Raw genomic sequence first — 18527 nt, forward strand, 5'->3', positions numbered from 1 at the left:
CACGACAAGGACGCCGCTTGCTCCCCCGCCTGGCAGCCTCTGCCGCAGCTCTCGTGATGCTCCTCGCCGGCTGTGGGCAGGCCGGCTCCGACGACTCCGGGAGCGACGGCCGGACCGAGCCACCGGGGCTCGGTGACTGCCGGGTGCTCACCCCGGAGGACATCGGTGAGTCGAGCAACGACGACGACGTTGTCGAGTGCAGCGAGGAGCACACCGCCGAGACGTTCGCGGTCGGCACCTTCCCCGCCGAGCTCGCGAAGGGAGCCGAGGTCGACGACCCAGAGCTGGGCGCGCACATCTACACGACGTGCTCGAAGAAGTTCCAGGCCTTCCTCGGCGGCGACGAGAGCACCGTGATGCGCTCGCTGCTGAGCTGGGCGTGGTTCCGGCCCTCCGAGGCGGCGTGGGAGGCAGGCGCCCGGTGGTACCGCTGCGACGCGGTGGCGGGCACCGAGGAGTCCGAGCAGCTGCGGCTGCTGCCGAAGACCGCCAAGGGTCTGCTGCTGGGCCGTCCCGACGACAGCTGGATGACCTGCGCGGTCGGTGACACCGTCGCCGGGTCGGAGAAGGTGCCGTGCTCGGAGCCGCACGACTGGCGCGCGGTCACCACCATCAAGGTGGGCCGCGAGGAGGACGACTACCCCGGCGACGCGCTCGTGGCGGCGCGCACCCGCGACTTCTGCTCCGACTCCGTCGGCGCCTGGCTGAACTACCCGGTCGACTACGAGTTCGGCTACACCTTCTTCCGGAAGGCCGAGTGGGAGGCCGGCAACCGCCGGTCGGTCTGCTGGGCCCGCACGGACAAGTGAGCGCCACGAGACGGGGCACGGGTACGACGGTCGCGGTGGTCGCCGCGCTGCTGCTGGCCTCGTGCACCGGCGGTGACCCGGCGAGCCGGGAGAAGACGACACCGTCCGAGCCGGCGACCGTCGTCGCGACCTCGACGCCGCCCACCACCTCGGAGCCGGCCCGCGCCACCGAGCCACCCGCCCCGAAGGCCGGCGCCTGCTACGACCTCGACTTCGACGCCGCCACCCAGCCGACCAGCGAGGAGGGCCCGGTCTCGTGCCGCGACCGGCACACCGCGCAGACCTTCCACGTCGGGCGACTCGAGACCGTCGTCGACGGCCACCTGCTCGCGGTGGACTCCGCGCTGGCCCAGCGCCAGGTCCAGCGCTCCTGCTCCCGGGAGTTCGTCGACCACGTCGGCGGTTCTCGCGAGGAGCGCGCGCTCAGCCGGCTCCGGCCGGTCTGGTTCAGCCCCACCCTGGCGGAGTCCGACGAGGGCGCGAGCTGGTTCCGCTGCGACGTGGTGGCCCTAGGCCGCGGGTCGACGCTCGCCCCGCTACCGGCGCCCAAGCGGCTCGTCGGCGCCCTCGACCGCCGCGACGCCCGGGACGAGTTCGGCCTGTGTGGCACCGCGGCCCCGGGCTCGGCCGGCTTCGACCGGGTGATCTGCTCGCGACCGCACACGTGGAAGGCGCTGGCGACGATCAGGATCGCCGGCGACCGCTACCCGGGTGTCGGAGCGGTACGCCGCGCCGGCGACGAGGCGTGCCGAGACCGGGTGCGGCGGGCCAGCGGGGGCGCGGAACGGTTCAGGTACGGCTGGGAATGGCCCACGCGCGAGCAGTGGGAGTCCGGCCAGCGCTACGGCTACTGCTGGATGCCGTCTCGCCGCTGATGCGGCGAGGTGAGGGCCGGGCGGGACGCCGGACCGCCTAGAACCCGAGGCGGCGCAGCTGCTTGGGGTCGCGCTGCCAGTCCTTGGCGATCTTGACGTGCAGGTCGAGGTAGACCGGGGTGCCGAGCATCGCCTCGATCTGCTGGCGGGCTGCTGTGCCGACCTCGCGCAGCCGGGACCCCTTGTGGCCGATCACGATCCCCTTCTGCGAGGACCGCTCGACGAACACGTTCGCGTGGATGTCGAGCAGCGGCTTGTCCTCCGGCCGGCCCTCGCGCAGGCCCATCTCCTCGACCACCACCGCGATCGAGTGCGGCAGCTCGTCCCGCACCCCCTCGAGCGCTGCCTCACGGATCAGCTCGGCGACGATCGCCTCCTCGGGCGAGTCGGTGAGCTCCCCGTCGGGGTAGAGCGCCGGCCCTTCGGGCAGCTGCGCGACCAGGAGGTCCTCCAGCAGCTTCACCTGGCTGCCGCTGACCGCGGAGACCGGGACGATCTCGGCCCACTCGGTGCCGGTCTCCTCACCCAGCCGGGCGATCGCGAGGAGGTGCTCGCCGAGCTGCTCCGGTGTGGCCAGGTCCGTCTTCGTCGCCACGGCGACCTTCGTGGTCCGGCGTACCTTGGCCAGCTCGTTGACGATGAACCGGTCCCCGGGCCCGATCTTCTCGTTGGCGGGGAAGCAGACCGCGACGACGTCGACCTCGGCCCACGTCGTCTTCACCAGGTCGTTGAGGCGCTCACCGAGCAGGGTCCGCGGGCGGTGCAGGCCCGGGGTGTCCACGAGCACGAGCTGGGCGTCCGGGCGGTGCACGATGCCACGGACCACGGTCCGCGTGGTCTGCGGCCGGGAGGAGGTGATCGCCACCTTGGTCCCCACCAGCGCGTTGGTCAGGGTGGACTTGCCGGCGTTGGGCCGCCCCACGAAGGAGGCGAAGCCGCTGCGGAAGGCGGGAGGTGGCGACGAGTTCTCAGGCACGCGGTGATTGTGTCACCGTCAGCGGCCGGTGGCGGAGGCGCCGGTGCCGCCGGAGGACACCGGCGTCATCGACGTGCCGGACGTCGTCGGCTCGTCGGCCACCTTCCGGGTGCTGACCGTGGCGTCGGGATCTCCGCTCGGCGAGCTCGTCGGGCTGGGCTCCGGGTCCGGCTCTGTCGGGCTGGGCCCGGCGCTGGGATCCTCGGGCTCCTCGGTCGGCGTCGGCTCGGGGGTCTGCCCGGACGGCTCGCTCGGGGCGGCCTGAGGGTCCTCGGATCCGTCACCCTCGCCGCTGCTCGGCTCCGCGCTCGGCGTGGGCAGCAGCTCGGAGGGCCAGGGGCTCTCCGGCTCGCTGCTCGGCTCCTCGGGCGTGCTCGGGGACGGCACCGGGCTGGAGGGCGCCGGCACGACCGACGGGCTCGGCTTGCTGCGCGGGGACCTCGCCGGCCGGGACGGCCGGTCGGAGGGCGCGGGCTCGTCGTCGCCCTCGGTGCTCACGACCGGCGGCGGCTCGGGAGCCTCGTCGTCGGCCTCCGGGGCCACCTCGGGACGTGGCAGGTGGAAGGGCAGGTAACGCTCGGAGAACTCCGCGACGAACTGCTGGGCCCCGCTGGGCAGCTCGTTGGTCGCGGCGGCCGCGACACCGCCCACCCCGACCGCGCCGAGGGCGACCGCACCGGCGACGAGCAGTCGGGCCCGTCTGGTCCCGAACGGTGCCCGGACGACCTTGGCGGCTCCGGCGAGGAGCGCAGCGAGCTCGGGGCTGGGCTCGGGCACGGTGTCGTCGACGTACCGGTCGTGCAGGGCGGTGAGGGACTCCAGGAGGGGCTGGTGGTCGTCCTCCTCGATCCCCGACTCGAGGAGCATGCTGCGCAAGCGCTCGTGTGACTCCATCACGACCCCCTCCTCTCCGACTCACTCATGAGCTCACGAAGCCGCAGAAGCCCGCGACGCTGGAGCTGCTTCACCGATCCCACCGACTTGCCGAGCACTCCTGCGGTCTCCTCCAAGGAGAGATCACCGAGCACCCGCAACATCACCACGGCACGCTGGTCCTCCCCGAGCGAGTCGAGGAGCTGTCCGAGCTCTGCCGTGGTCACCGTGGCCATCGCCTCGGCCTCCGCCGAGTCCACCTGCCGGGTGTCGAGCTCCGGCTCGTAGAGGCTCAGGACGGGTGCCCTCGATCGCCGCCGATGGTCGTCGACCGCGCGTGCGTGGGCGATCGAGAAGACCAGCGTCCGCAGACCAGCAGCACCACCGCGGACGTCAGGCATGCGCGGCAGGACGGCGACGAAGACCTCGTTCGTGAGGCCCTCGGGGTCGTCGACCCCTCGGGCCTTCAGATAGCCCAGCACGCGGGGGGCCAGCGTCCTGTAGACGGTCTCGACCGCCCCGGTGTCGCCTCGGCCGGCGGCTTCGACGACGGTGTCGTGCAGACCCGTCATCGGTGCTCCTCCCGGCTGGACCTCGTCTCGCGGCTCGCGTGAATGCTTGGTGCGAGCGTGGTGTCGGGTCCCAGTGTCGCTGGTCAGCGACGGTTTCGCAGAGTCTCGGGCCTCCTTCGTGCCAGAAATGTCATCAAAAGAATGTCGTTGGGGGACCCTCCGCCGGGCTCGTCCGGACAAGCACGTCGTCGGGTCCCCCAAAGCGAGGTCGTGGGCACCTCACCTTGACACTCACGTAATCGCCGGCGGGGTCCCGGAGGTTACGCGGGTCCGGAAGTTTTTTCCGGCGACGCCGTGCTGCGCACGATCAGCAGCAGACCGAGCAGGATCATGGCCGCTCCGACGAGGCCGGTTGCACCCAACCGCTCGCCGAGGAGCAGGTAGGCCAGGCTGGCCGCGACCACCGGCTCGACGAGGGCCAGCGTGGACGCGGTGCTCGACCGGACCCCACGCAGGCCCCGGTTGAACAGGCTGTAGGCGAGCACCGTCGGCACCGCCACGAGGTAGCCCAGCACGAGCCCTCCGCCACCGGTGACCCAGCCGAGGTCGCCGACCAGCAGCCAGGGCAGCGTGAGCAGCGCGGAGACGGTGAAGGCCGCGGCGAGGAAGGGCTGGGTCGGCGTCCCTCTCACCTCGGCCGCGTTGCCGGCGACGATGTACGTCGCATAGCTCGCCGCCGCACCCAGCGCGAGAGCGACCCCGGCGCCAGAAGCGGTCGCGCCGCCTTGCTGCCCGGTGACCAGCAGCCCCAGGCCGGCCACGGCCACGGCGGTCGCTCCGAGCCACAGCCGGCTCACGTGGCGGGCGATCAGACCGGTCAGCACCGGGGTCGCGCCGATCGCGACGAGCGTGCCGATCGCGACGCCGGTCTCCTTCATCGCGGCGAGGAAGAACAGGTTGAACGCACCCTGACCCAGCCCGGCCAGCCACGCGGGCGCGGTGCGCAGGGCGGGCCGGATCCCTGCGCCCTGCCCGGTCGCGACGGCGACCAGCACGAACACCACGGCGGTGAGCAGCAGCCGCGTCGCCGCCAGCGAGCCGGCCGGCACGTCCGGCCCCAGGGCCTGGGCGGTGCCGACCGTCCCGAACAGCGAGGCGCCGGACAGCACCAGCAGGGCGGAGGTGAACGGGCGACCTGCGCGTGCTGCCTGCTGTCCCGTCGGCGGGTCGGTCGGCGGGTCGGCCTGGCTGCTCAGCTGAGCCACGTGGGCCGCAGCGGGAAGCCGGACCTGCCGGAGCCGTCGGTGCGGGAGGCGAGCACCTGGTGCAGCTGGATCTCGTTGCGCTCGAAGCCCAGCCGCGACCCGGCCATGTAGAGCCCCCAGACCTTGGCGGTGCCGAGGCCGGCCTCCGCCACGCACTCGTCCCAGTTCTCCATGAGGTTGCGGCACCAGCCCTTCAGGGTCAGCGCGTAGTGCTCGCGGAGGTTCTCCTCGTGGCGGACCTCGAGCCCGGCGTCCTGCATCTCGGTGATGATCCGGCCCGAGCTGGCCAGCTCCCCGTCGGGGAAGACGTAGCGGTCGATGAACGCCCCGGTCTCGGCCCGGGCGTTGCTGTCCGGCCGGGTGATGCAGTGGTTCAGCAGCCGGCCACCGGGTCGCAGCCGCGACCGCAGGAAGGAGAAGTACGCGCCGTAGTTGCGCACCCCGATGTGCTCGGTCAGGCCGATCGAGCTGACCGCGTCGAAGCCGCCCTCGGCGATGTCGCGATAGTCGCCGAACCGCACCTCGGCCCGGTCGGCCAGGCCCTCCCGGGCGATCGCCTCGCGCGCCCAGTCGGCCTGGTTGCGCGAGAGGGTCACCCCGACGGCCGTGACCCCGTACTCGCGGGCGGCGTGGCGGACCATCCCGCCCCAGCCCGAGCCGACGTCGAGCAGCCGCATCCCCGGCTCCAGGCCCAGCTTGCGACAGACCAGGTCGTACTTCTCGGCCTGCGCCTGCTCGAGACTCGCGTCCTCGTGCGGGAACACCGCGCAGGTGTAGGTCATCGACGGCCCGAGCACCATCTCGTAGAACCGGTTGGAGACGTCGTAGTGGTGGCTGATCGCGACCGCGTCGCGCTCGCGCGAGTGCCGCATGCCCTCGAGCAGTCGCCGCCAGCGCGGCAGGTGCTCCTCGGGTGGGGGCGGCGGCGGCTTGAGGTGGTTCAGGCCGATGCTGCGCACGATGCGGACCAGCTCCGCCGGTGGCGGCATCTTGAAGCTCAGCCTGCTCATCAGCACGCGCATCGCGTCGTAGGGGTCACCGGGATGGGCGCCCTCGATCTCGAGGTCCCCGGAGACGTAGGCCCGGGCCATGCCGAGGTCGCCCGGTGCGGTGAGGATGTAGGACAGCCCGCGCTCGTTGCGCAGGTGCAGGGCGACCGGTGCGTCCGGCGGGCCCGCGGTGCTGCCGTCGTAGGCCGTGAACCGGAACGGCACCCCGTCCGGCATCAGCCGGGTGATCGCCTCACCGATGGTCACGGTCAGGTCGCTGGCTGTCGTCGTCATCGCCGGCCCACCGCCTTCTCGTACAGTCCCGTCAGTCGATTACGAGGATCGTAGTCCGCTTTGACCCTCGCCAGGTTGGCGCCGCCGTAGAGCCGGTCGAAGGTGGCCCGGTCGTAGTAGGCGTCGGAGTACAGCGACTTGTGCCCACCCAGCTCGGTGACCTGCTGCTCGATCGACCGGTTGAGGTCACCGTCGGCGGCGCCCGGCGCCATCGGCACGGTCCCCCAGAAGCCCACGTTGACGTAGGTCGTCCCCGAGTCGAGGGGGTACGACGGCCAGGCTCGCTCGCTGCCGGCGCCGGCGGGCTGCCTGAGCCGCAGCGGGCACAGCCACACCGGCCGCATCCCGATGTGTGCGTCGAACCAGCGCAGGAACTCCGGCGTCCGGGCGACCGGGACCTCGACGTCCTGGATCACGCGCTCCCGAGCGGGCAACCCACGCCGGCCCTCGATGCGGCTCATCACCCGGTAGCGGTTCTCGAGCCCGACCAGGCGGTGGTACACGTCGCTGCGGCGCAGCCGGCGCGGCCACACCCGGCGCACGAGCGGATGCTGCGCGCCGAAGGCCCGCGAGCACCAGAACCAGTCGGTGTCCCAGCGCCACAGGTAGTCGTGCATGGTCAGCACGTCGTGCCCGCGCTCCTGGATCGAGCGGTAGTAGATCCTCTGGCCGGTGTAGTCGGACGGCTGACCGGCCGGTGCCTCGACGCGCCAGGTGGCCAGGGTCAGGTAGGCCTCCCCGGGCTCGAAGACCACGCCGTCGAGCCCCTCGACCCGGGTCCCCTCCCAGGCCCGGTCCGCGACGATCCGTTCGACGGCGGCCGCGAGCTCGTCGAGGTCGTCGAACGCGACGTGCCGCAGGTCGACGTACCCCGGCACCGGCTCGAGCTCGATCCGGATCCTGGTGGCGTAGCCGAGGCTGCCGTAGGAGTTGGGAAACGCGGCGAACAGGTCCGCGGCCGGCCCGTCGGGGGTGGCGGTGACGATCCGCCCGTCGCCGGTGAGCACGTCCATCTCGAGCACCGACTCGTGGGGCAGGCCGTTGCGGAACGACGTCGCCTCGATGCCGAGCCCGGTGACCGCTCCGCCGAGGGTGATCGTGCGCAGCTGAGGCACCACCAGCGGGATGAGTCCGTGGGCGAGGGTCACGTCCACCAGGTCCTCGTAGGTGCACATGCCCTGCACGTCGGCGGTGCGCGCGGCCGGGTCGATCGCGACCACGCCGTCGAGCCCGGACACGTCGAGCCCCTGCGCCACTACCGACGAGCGGTGCCGGAAGAGGTTGGAGGTGCGCTTGGCTAGGCGGACGGGCGCGTCGTCGGGGATCGCGTCGTACGACGCGCGGAGGCGTCGCACCGCAGCAGCGTGTGCGTCCGGGCCGACCACCCGGACCGGTCCTGTCGCGCCGGCCACCTGGCTCATCCGGCCAACCTAGCGAGCATCGGCGCTCGGCGCGACGAGGTCGCCCACGACCTACCGCGAGATCCGCCGCAGCGCGACGAAGACCTCGGGGCCGTCGGTGGTGTCGCGAGGGACCAGCTCCGTCGCGTCGGACACGAAGGCCAGTGCCGAGCCGTCGCGGTCGGCGTCGACGCCGAAGGTGCTCCCGTCCACCCGCTCCTCGGCGTACCCCTCGGTGACCAGGGAGAGTGCATCGGTGCGCAGGTCGCGGACATAGAGGTCCCAGCCGGGGTTGCGGTCGCGTGGCGTGAGCCGGCCAGCCGCCACGAACGCGACGTAGCGCCCGTTGCCCGACATCGCGGTGGGCCTCGCCGGGTCGGGCGCCGCTCCGGCCGCGAGCACCCTGCCGTCGGACGTGCTCGAGACGACTCGGGCGACACCACTGGGGCGGTCCCACACCCAGATGTTCGTCGTCGAGCCCTCCCGGGAGGTGCCCTCGAAGACCTGTACCGCGACCCGGCGGCCGTCGCCGGACATGGAGGGCATCACCACGGCCGTGCGCGAGCTGCGTCCCTCGCCGACGTCGACCCGGCGGACGACGCCGGTGGCGCGGTCCACGACGAAGACGTCGGAGGACTCGTCCGTGTCGTCAGGTGTCAGCGCAGCGGTGGAGGTCACCGCCACGAACCGGCCACGGGCCGACAGCTGCGGTCCGGACGTGTAGCCCGTGACAGTGCCGGCGACCCGTTCGGTCGTGCCCGTCCTGCGGTCCCGGAGGAAGACCACACTCACCGAGCCCACGTCGCGGCGGACCCGGTGGGCGGAGAACGCGACGTACCTGCCGTGCACGGACACCGCCGGGGCCAGCTGGTCGCCGCGGGACCACGGCGCGGGGACCTCGACGGACACCAGTCGCGTCACGCCCGTGCGGCGGTCACGGAGGTAGACGTCGGGGCGACGGTCCCGGTCGGCCCGGACGAGGTTCGTGGCCCGCGAGGCGAAGACGACGAAGCGGCCGTCCCCGGAGATCGCGGGCGCGAAGCTGCTGCCGTCGGCCTGCCGGCCGGACGGCCCGACGGAGATCCGGCGGGTCCGGTTCGTCCGCCGGTCATGGACGAAGACGTCGGCCACCCCGTTGTCGTCGCCGGCCACGAGGTGCTCGGCGGAGGAGGAGAACGCCACGAACCGGCCGTCGTCGGAGATCGAGGGGACGCGGTAGGCGGCCTGGTCGTCGTCCGGGGCGGACGCAGGAGTGCCGTCGGTGGCGACGGAGACCCGATGCACCCGCCAGGACACCTCCGTGGCGTCACCCCGACCGGTGGCCGCGCCGGCAGCCGCACCGGCAGCCGCACCGGCGGGCGGGCCCGGGACGGTGGCCAGGGCTGCGACCAGGGCGGCGGCCAGGGCGAGGCTCGAAGCAGCGGTGCGACGAGATGCAGTGTGCATGCGAGCTCCCCCCGTTGACGGCTGGGGTCAGCATGATCCCGGGGCGCCACCCCCGCAAGGGGTTTCCCTGGAGGGCTGGACCTCAGGTGGTCAAGGTCTCCTGCACCGTGCCGTCCGGGGTGCCGACCAGCACGGTGACGCCGGCCCCGGCGAGGTCGCGTACGGCGGCGAGGTCGGTGTCCGCGACGGCCGGGGGGTCGGCCAGCACGGCGACGGCCTCGAGGCCCGGGGCCCCGCTGGAGACCGCCATCGCGACCGCAACCTGCACCGCGGTGAGCCGGAGCGAGGCCAGCTCGACGCTGGCGGCGGCGTAGGTCCGCCCGTCGGTGTCCCGGAGGCATGCCCCTTGCGCAGCTCCGGTGCGGGCTCGGGTGGAGCGGGCCAGGGTGAGGATCTTCTTGTCCTCCGGATCGCTGATCTCGATCATGCCTCGTCCTTCAGCCGGCCTGGGTGTCGGTGAGCTCGGCCTCGGACCGCTCGCCCGGTGTCTCCACGCGCGTGATCAGCACGGTGCCGATCCGGTTGCGGCGCCCCGTCGGGGCCTCGGCCTCGAAGCGCAGACCCTCCACCTCGACGACCGAGCCCGGGATCGGCACCCGGCCGAGGTACTTGGCCATGAGTCCACCCACGGTGTCCACGTCGTCGTCGTCGATCGGGACCCCGCAGAGGTCGTCGAGGTCGTCGACGGGGTAGCGCGAGCTGACCCGGGTGGCGCCGTTGGCCAGACGCTCGACGTCGACCCGCGCCTCGTCGTACTCGTCGGTGATCTCACCGACGATCTCCTCCAGGACGTCCTCGATCGTGACCAGCCCGGCCGTGCCGCCGTACTCGTCGACGACGACCGCCACGTGCTTGCGCTGGGCCTGCATCTCGCGCAGGAGCTCGTCGACCGGCTTGGAGTCGGGGACGTAGAGCACCGGACGCATCACCGAGTCGACCTTCTCGGTCTGCTCGGCCTCGTGGCGGTCGAAGACCCGCTTGGTGATGTCCTTGAGGTAGGCGAAGCCGACGATGTCGTCGAGGTTCTCCCCGATCACCGGGATCCGGGAGTAGCCGCTGCGCAGGGCCAGCGACATCGCCTGCCGCAGGGTCTTGGTGCGCTCGATGAACACGACATCGGTCCGCGGGACCATCACCTCGCGCACGATCGTGTCGCCGAGCTCGAAGACCGAGTGGATCATCTCCCGCTCACCTGACTCGATCACGCTGCTGGCCTCGGCCAGGTCCACGAGCTCGCGGAGCTCGGCCTCGGAGGCGAACGGGCCCTCGCTGAACCCACGGCCGGGGGTGATCGCGTTGCCGACCAGGATCAGCAGCTGCGCGACGGGACCGAACACCTTCGTGAAGCCGATCAGCGGGCCGGCCGAGAGCAGCGCGACTCGCTCGGAGTGCTGGCGCCCGACCGTGCGCGGGGCGACGCCGACGACGACGAAGGACACGGCGACCATCACGAGCACCGTGACGGTCACCGCCCACCACCGGCCGACGACCTGTTCGGAGACGGGGTCGCGGGAGACCATCAGGTCGGTCATCACGACGGAGGCGAGGACGATGGCGCCGATCTCGCTGAGCAGCCGGAGGAACAGCGCGGTGTTCATGTAGCGCGCCGGGTCCTCGACGACGGTCAGCAGCCGCTTCGCGCCGGGCTTGCCCTCGTGGGCGATCTCCTCGGCCCGCACCTTCGAGAACGACGAGAGCGCCGCCTCCGCGCTGCTGAACAGGCCGGCGATCACGACCAGGACGGCCACCAGCACCAACAGCCAGATGTGGACCGCGGTCACGGCTCGACGTCCTCCTGGGCCAGGCCGGCCGGCTCGTCACCGGGCAGCACCTCACCGGTCCGGGCCCCCTGCCACTCGGCGAGCAGCCGCGCCTGGAGCCCGAACATCTCGCGATGCTCCTCGGGCTCGGCGTGGTCGTAGCCGAGCAGGTGCAAGATCCCGTGGACGGTGAGCAGGTCGACCTCGTCGGCGGTGCCGTAGCCGGACTGGCCCTTGGCCCGGGCCTCGGCCGCCTGACGCTCGGCCACCGCGGGACACACCACCAGGTCACCGAGGACGCCCTCCTCGGGCTCCTCGTCGAGCAGGCCGGGCCGCAGCTCGTCCATCGGGAAGGCGAGCACGTCGGTCGGCCCCTGCTTCTCCATCCACTGCTCGTTGAGCTCGGCGATGGTCGCCTCGTCGACGAGCTTGATGCACAGCTCGGCCTGCGGGTGCACCCGCATCCGGTCCATCACGAACCGCGAGAGCCGGGAGAGCTCCTCGACGTCGATCGCGTCACCGGACTCGTTGAGGATCTCGATGCTCATGACACCCCTCGGGGATGGTGACTGTCGGAGGTGCTCACGCAGGACCCCTGCGCGGCCCGGGGCGCCGTCCCTCGGCGGGCTCGGCGTTCTCACGGCGGGCCTCGAACTCGTCGTACGCCGCCACGATGTGGCCGACGAGGCGGTGCCGGACCACGTCGTGGGAGGTGAGCCGGTTGAAGTGGACGTCCTCGATGCCGGTGAGGATCTCCTCGACCACGCGCAGGCCGCTCTTCATGCCACCGGGAAGGTCGACCTGCGTGACGTCGCCGGTGACCACCATCTTCGAGCCGAACCCGAGCCGGGTGAGGAACATCTTCATCTGCTCCGGCGAGGTGTTCTGCGCCTCGTCGAGGATGATGAACGCGTCGTTGAGCGTGCGGCCGCGCATGTAGGCCAGCGGCGCGACCTCGATCGTGCCGGCGGCGAGGAGCTTGGGGATCGTCTCCGGGTCGAGCATGTCGTGCAGGGCGTCGTACAACGGACGCAGGTAGGGGTCGATCTTCTCGCTGAGCGTGCCGGGCAGGAACCCGAGCCGCTCCCCCGCCTCGACGGCCGGCCGGGTGAGGATGATCCGGTTGACGTTCTTGGACTGCAGCGCCTGCACGGCCTTCGCCATCGCGAGGTAGGTCTTGCCCGTGCCGGCCGGGCCGATCCCGAACACGATCGTGTGCTTGTCGATCGCCTCGACGTACTTCTTCTGGTTCAGCGTCTTGGGCCGGATCGTGCGGCCGCGGTTGCTGAGGATGTTGAGGCTGAGGACGTCGGCGGGACGTTCCTTGGTCTCCGCGCGCAGCATCGAGATCGCCCGCTCGACGGTCTCGGTGGTCAGGCCCTGGCCGGTGCGGATGATCGTGACCAGCTCGTCCATGAGCCGCTCGGCGAGGGCCACCTCGGCGGACTCCCCGCGCAGCGTGATCTGGTTGCCACGGACGTGGACGTCGGCCTTGAACGCCTTCTCGATCAGCGCCAGGTGCTCGTCGCCGGGGCCGAGGAGGGCCACCATGGGGATGCTCGCCGGCACGGTGATGGTGTGCTGAGGACTGTCGGTGTCTGTCATCGAACGGCCTGGCGGCCGACCTCCACGGGTGAGTCAGTAGGACAAGGTGCTGCCCTCCCATGCTACGGGAGGCGCGGGGATGCTGCCCGTCCTCGGCGGCGGGCTCCTACAGTGGGCCCATGCGGGAGTACGACGCCACCCCCGACCCGCTCGACGACGGACCGGTCGAGCCGATCGCACCCGAGGACTTCCTCGGGCCGAGCGGGATCCCCCTCGACGCACGCCTGATGGGGTTCGACCGCAACACCGAGGAGGGCGCGCTGATCGCGCTGGCCGGTTCGCTGGACCCGGCGAAGATCTCTCACAAGCTGGTGGCGTGGGTGCTCCTGCTGGCCTCCACCCTCCCGCTGCTCCTCGGTGTGGCCCGCTCGCTGCCCTGACCGCACCCGCCGGCCCTGGCGCCCGTCTCAGCGGAACGCGGGCTGGCCGGTGAGCGCCTGGCCGATCACCAGCTGGTGCACCTCGGAGGTGCCTTCGTAGGTGAGCACCGACTCGAGGTTGTTGGCGTGCCTCATGATCGGGTACTCGAGCGTGATCCCGGCCGCCCCGAGCAGCGTCCGCGACTCCCGCGCGATCGCGATCGCCTCCCGCACGTTGTTGAGCTTGCCCAGGCTCACCTGCTCCGGGCGGAGCGTGCCGGCGTCCTTGAGCGCGCCGAGGTGCAGCGCAAGCAGCATCCCCTTGCCGAGCTCCAGCGTCATGTCGGCGAGCTTGGCCTGGGTGAGCTGGTAGCCGGCCAGGGACTTGTCGAAGATCTCCCGCTCGCGGCTGTAGGCGATCGCGGTCTCCAGGCAGTCGCGCGCCGCCCCGAGGGCACCGAAGACGATCCCGTACCTGGCCTCGTTGAGGCACGACAGCGGGCCGGAGAGCCCGGCGGCCCCCGGGAGCATCGCCGAGGCCGGAAGCCGCACGTCGTCGAGGACCAGCTCGGAGGTCACCGACGCCCGCAGCGACATCTTCTTCTTGATCTCGGGCGCCGAGAACCCCGGGGTGTCGGTGGGTACGACGAACCCGCGGATCCGGCCCTCCTCGTCGTCGACCCTGGCCCAGACGACGGCGACGTCGGCGACCGAGCCGTTGGTGATCCACATCTTGTTGCCCGACAGCACCCAGTCGTCTCCGTCACGGCGGGCACGCGTGCGCATCCCGGCCGGATTGGAGCCGAAGTCGGGCTCGGTCAGCCCGAAGCAACCGATCGCCTCGCCGGCGGCCATCCTCGGCAGCCACTCCTGCTTCTGCTCCTCCGAGCCGTGCTTCCAGATCGCGAACATCGCCAGCGAGCCCTGCACCGACACCAGGCTGCGCAGCCCCGAGTCGCCGGCCTCGAGCTCCATGCACGCCAGGCCGTACGCCGTTGCCGTCGTACCGGCGCAGCCGTAGCCCTCGAGGTGCATGCCGAGCACCCCGAGCGTGCCCAGCTCCTTGGCGAGCTCTCGGACCGGCATCGATCCGGCTTCGTACCAGTCGGCGATCTCGGGACGCACCCGGTCGTCCACGAAGCGCCGCACGGCGTCGCGGATGGCGAGGCTCTCCTCGTCGACGAGGGCGTCGGTGCCGAACAGGTCCAGCGGGCGCTGCGGGTTCTTGGTGGCCATCGGACTGCCTTCCGGGGTCTTCGTCGGGTCGGGTTGCTCAGAGGAACGCGCTGACACCGGTCTCCGCGCGACCGATCAGGAGCTTCTGGATCTGGCTGGTGCCTTCGTACAAGGTCATCACACGCGCGTCGCGCATGTACTTCTGCACCGGGTACTCGTCGATGTAGCCGTAGCCGCCGAACGCCTGGATCGCGAGGTTGGCGGCGCGGACCGCCGCCTCGGAGGCGAACAGCTTGGCCTTCGACGCCTCGACCCCGAACCGCTCGCCACGTTCGATCAGGTCCGCGGCCCGCCAGGTGAGCAGCCGTGCGGCGTCCGCGTCCACGGAGATGTCGGCGATCATGTCCTGGATCAGCTGGAAGGACGCGAGCTGGCGGCCGAACTGCCGCCGCTGCTTGGCGTAGTCCACGACCGTCTCCAGGCAGCCCTGGACGATGCCCGTGCACCCGGCGGCGACCGAGACCCGGCCCTTGTCGAGGGAGTACATCGCGATCTTGAAGCCTTCCCCCTCCTCGCCGAGCATCGCCGAGGCAGGGACCCGGACCCCGTCGAAGGACAGCTCGGCGGTGGCCTGGCCGCGCAGCCCCAGCTTTCCCTTGATCTCGCGACGCTCGAAGCCCGGGGTGTCGGTCGGCACCAGGAACGCGGAGACGCCCTTGGGTCCGGGCCCACCGGTGCGCGCGAAGACCAGGCACACGTCCGCCCAGGTGCCGTTGGTGATGAAGATCTTCGAACCGTCGATGACCCAGTCGGCCCCCTCGCGCACGGCTCGGGTCTTCAGGTTCCCCGCGTCGGAGCCGGTGTCGGGCTCGGTCAGGCCGAAGCAGCCGAGCTTGGTGCCGGTGGCGATGCCGGGCAGCCACTCCTGCTTCTGCTCCTCGGTGCCGTGGGACAGGATCACCTTGCCGACCAGGCCCATCGACACCGACACGATGCCCCGCACCGAGGAGTCGGCACGGCCGAGCTCCTCCATCCCGATGCAGTAGGTGATGTAGTCGCCGCCCAGCCCGCCGTACTCCTCGGGGATGGTGAGCCCGAAGAACCCGATCTCGCCCAGCCGCGGGATGATCGCGGTGTCCACGGACTCCGCCCTGTCCCACTCGGCTCGGTGCGGCACGACCTCGTGGTCGAGGAAGTCACGGGCGAGCTCCTTGAAGCTCCGCTGCTCCTCGGTCAGGGCCAGGTCCATCAGTCGCCTCCGGAGTTGATCTGGTCGCGCAGCTCGGACGTGCGCATCCTGCCACCGACACGAGCGTCGCGCCCCGCGGCACCGCGACGGGACGCGGTCGCTGGTCAGCGTGTCCGGCGCTCGGGAGGGCCGGACCCGGTCCTCACGCCCGCCCTGGACGCCTCTTGGCCGCTCCACGGCGGACGCGCGACCATGGGCCGATGGGACCAGAGACCAGGCGGCGTCGCTCCGCGCTCTCCGGATACGTGGAGTCGCTGCGTCACTACGACATCGAGGGCTACCCGGCCGGCGCCCACGTCGGTCTGCCCTCCGCCACGGTGATGCTGGTGCTCCCCGTGGGCGACGCGCTCGAGCTGTCGATGCCGCAGCCGGTCCGTCAGCGGCTGACCCTGTGCCTCGCGGGTCTCCACGCAGGGCCGGCGACCATCCACCACGACGGCACCCAACGCGGGATCCAGCTCGCGTTGTCCCCGCTCCGTCTCGCGAAGCTGCTCGGCGTGCCCGCGGGCGAGCTCGCCGGTCGGGCTGTCGAGCTCGGTGACGTGGTCGGCGATCGTGCCGCGGCCTGGCTGTCCGAGCGCCTCCACGCCGAGCAGCGGTGGCCGGACAGATGCCGCGTGGTGGAGGAGACGCTGCTCGGTGGGCTCGGTCGTCACGAGCGCCGTCGCGACGTACGCCCGGAGGTGGAGCGGGCGTGGACCCGCCTGGCCGTCTCCGGCGGCACCACCAGGATTCGGGACGTCGCCGCCGAGGTGGGCTGGTCGACGCGGCACCTCGAGCAGGAGTTCACCGCGGCGGTGGGGCTCGCGCCCAAGACCGTCGCCCGGATCATCCGCTTCGAGCGCTCGGCCGCCCTTGTCGCGACCGGGGAGCGGCCGGGTGTCGTGGCGGCACGGTGCGGCTACGCCGACCAGGCCCACCTGACCCGGGAGTGGCAGCGGCTCGCCGGCACCACCCCAGGTCGGTGGCTGCGCGAGGACGTCCTCGCAAACGTTCAAGACAGCAGCCGGACCGGCCCGGAGGATCGGCAGCATGACGACCACACGAACTGACCACAGCATCTGGCCCGGCCTCACCTACGACGACGCGATCGCTGCTCGCGCGTGGCTGTCGGCGCTCGGGTTCACCGAAGGAGTGCTCGTCCGTTCCGCGGACGGAACCATGGTCGAGCACAGCGAGATGATCTGGCCGGAAGGAGGCCGCGTGATGGTCTCCAGCCGGGACCGGAGCGACCCGACCTTCGCCGTCCCCCGCGGCGCAGGATCGGTCTACGTCGTCGTGGACGATCCCGACGCGGTCTACGCACGGGCGAAGGACCTGGGTGCCGAGGTGGTCCGCGAGCTCGAGGACACCGACTACGGTTCTCGCGGGTTCAGCGTCGCCGACCCGGAGGGGAACCGGTGGAGCTTCGGCACCTACGCCGGTGCCGACTAGCTGTACCCGGCCGGCCCGCACTCAGCCGGGTGGCCAGCCCATCGAGCGACCGCCGAGGACGTGCCCGTGCACGTGGGGCACCGACTGGCTGGCATCGGGGCCGGTGTTGAAGACCAGCCGGTAACCGCCGACGAGGCCCTCCTGCTCGGCAACGGCCCCCATCGCCCTGAGCAGGTCGACTGCCGTCTCGGGCTCCGCGGAGGCGAGGCTGACGGCGTTCTCGTGGTGGTTGCGCGAGACCACCAGCACGTGCGTGGGCGCCTGCGGCTCGATGTCGCGGAAGGCGACCGTGGTCTCCGTCTCGTGCACGATGTCGCCGGGGATCTCCCCCGCCACGATCTTGCAGAACAGGCAGTCCGCGTCTCGTTGTGCGCTCATGAGCACCACCCTAGCGACGTGCCTCAGGCCAGCGTCTGGGTCAGCTCGTTGCGGTCACCGGCCAGCACGACCCGCCCGAGCGCGCCGTTCACCAGCGGCAGGTACGGCGGCACGTGGCCGCACTCGACGTCGGCGATGATCGGCACGCCGAGCCCACCGAGGGCGTCGAGCACCGCCTCGTCCTGGGTCAGCGTGGCCGCGTCCGGGGCGCTGGTGCGCCCGACGAGGATCGCGTTGGCGGCGTCGAAGAAGCCGGCCAGCCGCATCCCGTGCAGGTTGCGGCAGATCTCCAGGGCGTTGTCGTCCGACGCCTCCACGTAGACCAACAGGCCCTCGGGCGCGTGGTCGTGCGCCCAGTGGGTCACGTCGCCGTACGGCGTGCCCGCGAGGTTCGACACGGTCTCGATGCAGCCGCCGATCAGCCGGCCCTCGACGGTGACGTCGCCGGGACCGTCCAGCCGCCGCCACCGGCCGGTGCCGTCGAGGGTGAGGTCGACCACCTCGGGATGGGCCCGGTAGTCGACCCAGCCGGTGCTGCGGTGCCGTCCCGGCGGCGCCTGGGTGAACGACGCCCCGGCCTGCTGCCTGACGATGTCGAGCCAGCCGAGCAGCCCGGCGGGCGTCCGGTAGGGCGTGTCCATCAGGTTGTTGCCGTGCAGCGTCGCCACCCCGGTCAGCACCGTGAGCGGGGTCAGGATCGTGGAGATGTCGGAGAACCCGACCAGCCAGGTCGGCTCGGCGCCCCGGAGCGCATCCCAGTCCAGCAGCGGGAGGACGTCGATCGCGGTCTCCCCACCCCACGGCGGCACCACCGCGCGGATCGCGGGGTCGAGCAGCATGTTCATCAGCTCGGCCGCGCGGTCGGCCGCCGGCGCGCTGACGTGGCTCGAGCCGTCCATGCAGTCGCCGACCCGGACGAAGTAGCCGGCATCCTCGACCGTGCGCACGGCCAGGTCGAGACGTGCCCGGAGGCTGTCGTCGACACCGCTGGAGGTCGCGGTCACCCCGACGGTGTCGCCGGGCCGGAGTGGGGCGGGATAGCGCACGGACATGGCGAGGATCGTGGCACACCGGCGTGTGAACCACCGGAGGGAGCACCGCGTGGAACTACCGTGACCCTGACCGCG

The 18527-nt window shown here is 71.8% G+C and carries 20 protein-coding genes; 5 read left to right on the forward strand and 15 right to left on the reverse strand.

Translation table 11 applies throughout. The annotated features are described in order from the left end of the window. Positions 1 to 17: 17 nt before the first annotated feature. Both ACYVIH_RS14355 and ACYVIH_RS14360 read left to right on the forward strand, forming a co-directional pair. Entirely contained in the window at positions 18 to 809 is a 792-nt protein-coding gene (locus ACYVIH_RS14355) for a septum formation family protein (RefSeq protein WP_460870140.1), read from the forward strand. Continuing rightward, positions 806 to 1684: a septum formation family protein gene (locus ACYVIH_RS14360; protein ID WP_460870141.1), complete on the forward strand. Its 879-nt coding sequence runs from the start codon at positions 806 to 808 to the stop codon at positions 1682 to 1684. Before ACYVIH_RS14355 ends, ACYVIH_RS14360 begins: the two co-directional genes overlap by 4 nt. 37 nt (positions 1685 to 1721) lie before the next feature. Here ACYVIH_RS14360 and era read toward each other — a convergent pair whose 3' ends face one another. From era to ACYVIH_RS14415, 11 genes are all read right to left on the reverse strand, one after another. Then, positions 1722 to 2660, reverse strand: a complete 939-nt coding sequence (gene era, locus ACYVIH_RS14365; protein WP_460870142.1) for a GTPase Era — start codon at positions 2658 to 2660, stop codon at positions 1722 to 1724. An 18-nt stretch (positions 2661 to 2678) separates the two neighbouring features. After that, positions 2679 to 3557 carry a hypothetical protein gene (locus ACYVIH_RS14370; protein ID WP_460870143.1) on the reverse strand — a complete coding sequence of 293 codons (879 nt, stop codon included), beginning with the start codon at positions 3555 to 3557 and terminating at the stop codon, positions 2679 to 2681. Beyond that, positions 3554 to 4105: an RNA polymerase sigma factor gene (locus tag ACYVIH_RS14375; protein WP_460870144.1), complete on the reverse strand. Its 552-nt coding sequence runs from the start codon at positions 4103 to 4105 to the stop codon at positions 3554 to 3556. Before ACYVIH_RS14375 ends, ACYVIH_RS14370 begins: the two co-directional genes overlap by 4 nt. 260 nt (positions 4106 to 4365) lie before the next feature. Further along, complete coding sequence (locus tag ACYVIH_RS14380) at positions 4366 to 5310, reverse strand: DMT family transporter (RefSeq protein ID WP_460870145.1); 945 nt, start codon at positions 5308 to 5310, stop codon at positions 4366 to 4368. After that, positions 5298 to 6593 (reverse strand): class I SAM-dependent methyltransferase, encoded by a 1296-nt coding sequence (locus ACYVIH_RS14385; RefSeq protein ID WP_460870146.1) that lies wholly within the window; start codon positions 6591 to 6593, stop codon positions 5298 to 5300. The genes ACYVIH_RS14380 and ACYVIH_RS14385 overlap by 13 nt, the downstream gene beginning before the upstream one ends. Next, entirely contained in the window at positions 6590 to 8014 is a 1425-nt protein-coding gene (locus ACYVIH_RS14390; protein WP_460870147.1) for an FAD-binding oxidoreductase, read from the reverse strand. The genes ACYVIH_RS14385 and ACYVIH_RS14390 overlap by 4 nt, the downstream gene beginning before the upstream one ends. Before the next feature lie 51 nt (positions 8015 to 8065). Continuing rightward, complete coding sequence (locus tag ACYVIH_RS14395) at positions 8066 to 9439, reverse strand: TolB family protein (protein WP_460870148.1); 1374 nt, start codon at positions 9437 to 9439, stop codon at positions 8066 to 8068. Positions 9440 to 9521: 82 nt separating this feature from the next. After that, positions 9522 to 9866, reverse strand: coding sequence for a cytidine deaminase (locus ACYVIH_RS14400; RefSeq protein ID WP_460870149.1), 345 nt, complete (start codon positions 9864 to 9866; stop codon positions 9522 to 9524). A gap of 10 nt (positions 9867 to 9876) precedes the next feature. Then, positions 9877 to 11220 (reverse strand): hemolysin family protein, encoded by a 1344-nt coding sequence (locus tag ACYVIH_RS14405; protein ID WP_460870150.1) that lies wholly within the window; start codon positions 11218 to 11220, stop codon positions 9877 to 9879. Further along, entirely contained in the window at positions 11217 to 11747 is a 531-nt protein-coding gene (gene ybeY / locus ACYVIH_RS14410) for an rRNA maturation RNase YbeY (RefSeq protein ID WP_460870151.1), read from the reverse strand. Before ybeY ends, ACYVIH_RS14405 begins: the two co-directional genes overlap by 4 nt. A 34-nt stretch (positions 11748 to 11781) precedes the next feature. Further along, the gene (locus ACYVIH_RS14415) at positions 11782 to 12804 is read right to left on the reverse strand and encodes a PhoH family protein (RefSeq protein ID WP_460870152.1); all 1023 of its coding nucleotides are present in this window, start codon (positions 12802 to 12804) and stop codon (positions 11782 to 11784) included. A 119-nt stretch (positions 12805 to 12923) separates the two neighbouring features. On the opposite strand from ACYVIH_RS14415, the gene ACYVIH_RS14420 reads away from it, so the two are divergent. Continuing rightward, positions 12924 to 13184, forward strand: a complete 261-nt coding sequence (locus tag ACYVIH_RS14420) for a hypothetical protein (protein ID WP_460870153.1) — start codon at positions 12924 to 12926, stop codon at positions 13182 to 13184. A gap of 27 nt (positions 13185 to 13211) precedes the next feature. Here the strand turns inward: ACYVIH_RS14420 and ACYVIH_RS14425 are convergent, their stop codons facing one another. Both ACYVIH_RS14425 and ACYVIH_RS14430 read right to left on the reverse strand, forming a co-directional pair. Then, positions 13212 to 14399, reverse strand: a complete 1188-nt coding sequence (locus ACYVIH_RS14425) for an acyl-CoA dehydrogenase family protein (protein WP_460870154.1) — start codon at positions 14397 to 14399, stop codon at positions 13212 to 13214. Between the two features lie 37 nt (positions 14400 to 14436). Then, the gene (locus tag ACYVIH_RS14430; RefSeq protein WP_460870155.1) at positions 14437 to 15588 is read right to left on the reverse strand and encodes an acyl-CoA dehydrogenase family protein; all 1152 of its coding nucleotides are present in this window, start codon (positions 15586 to 15588) and stop codon (positions 14437 to 14439) included. A gap of 200 nt (positions 15589 to 15788) precedes the next feature. Between ACYVIH_RS14430 and ACYVIH_RS14435 the strand changes: the two genes are divergently transcribed. Then, a complete protein-coding gene (locus ACYVIH_RS14435) occupies positions 15789 to 16640 on the forward strand; it encodes a helix-turn-helix transcriptional regulator (RefSeq protein WP_460870156.1) in 852 nt (283 codons plus the stop codon). Beyond that, on the forward strand, positions 16621 to 17022 hold the full coding sequence (locus ACYVIH_RS14440) for a VOC family protein (protein ID WP_460870157.1): 402 nt from the start codon (positions 16621 to 16623) through the stop codon (positions 17020 to 17022). The genes ACYVIH_RS14435 and ACYVIH_RS14440 overlap by 20 nt, the downstream gene beginning before the upstream one ends. Positions 17023 to 17043: 21 nt before the next feature. Here ACYVIH_RS14440 and ACYVIH_RS14445 read toward each other — a convergent pair whose 3' ends face one another. Next, positions 17044 to 17400, reverse strand: coding sequence for a histidine triad nucleotide-binding protein (locus ACYVIH_RS14445; RefSeq protein WP_460870158.1), 357 nt, complete (start codon positions 17398 to 17400; stop codon positions 17044 to 17046). Between the two features lie 23 nt (positions 17401 to 17423). Then, on the reverse strand, positions 17424 to 18452 hold the full coding sequence (locus tag ACYVIH_RS14450; protein ID WP_460870159.1) for a S66 family peptidase: 1029 nt from the start codon (positions 18450 to 18452) through the stop codon (positions 17424 to 17426). Between the last annotated feature and the right edge of the window lie 75 nt (positions 18453 to 18527).

Source organism: Nocardioides pakistanensis (assembly GCF_054781215.1).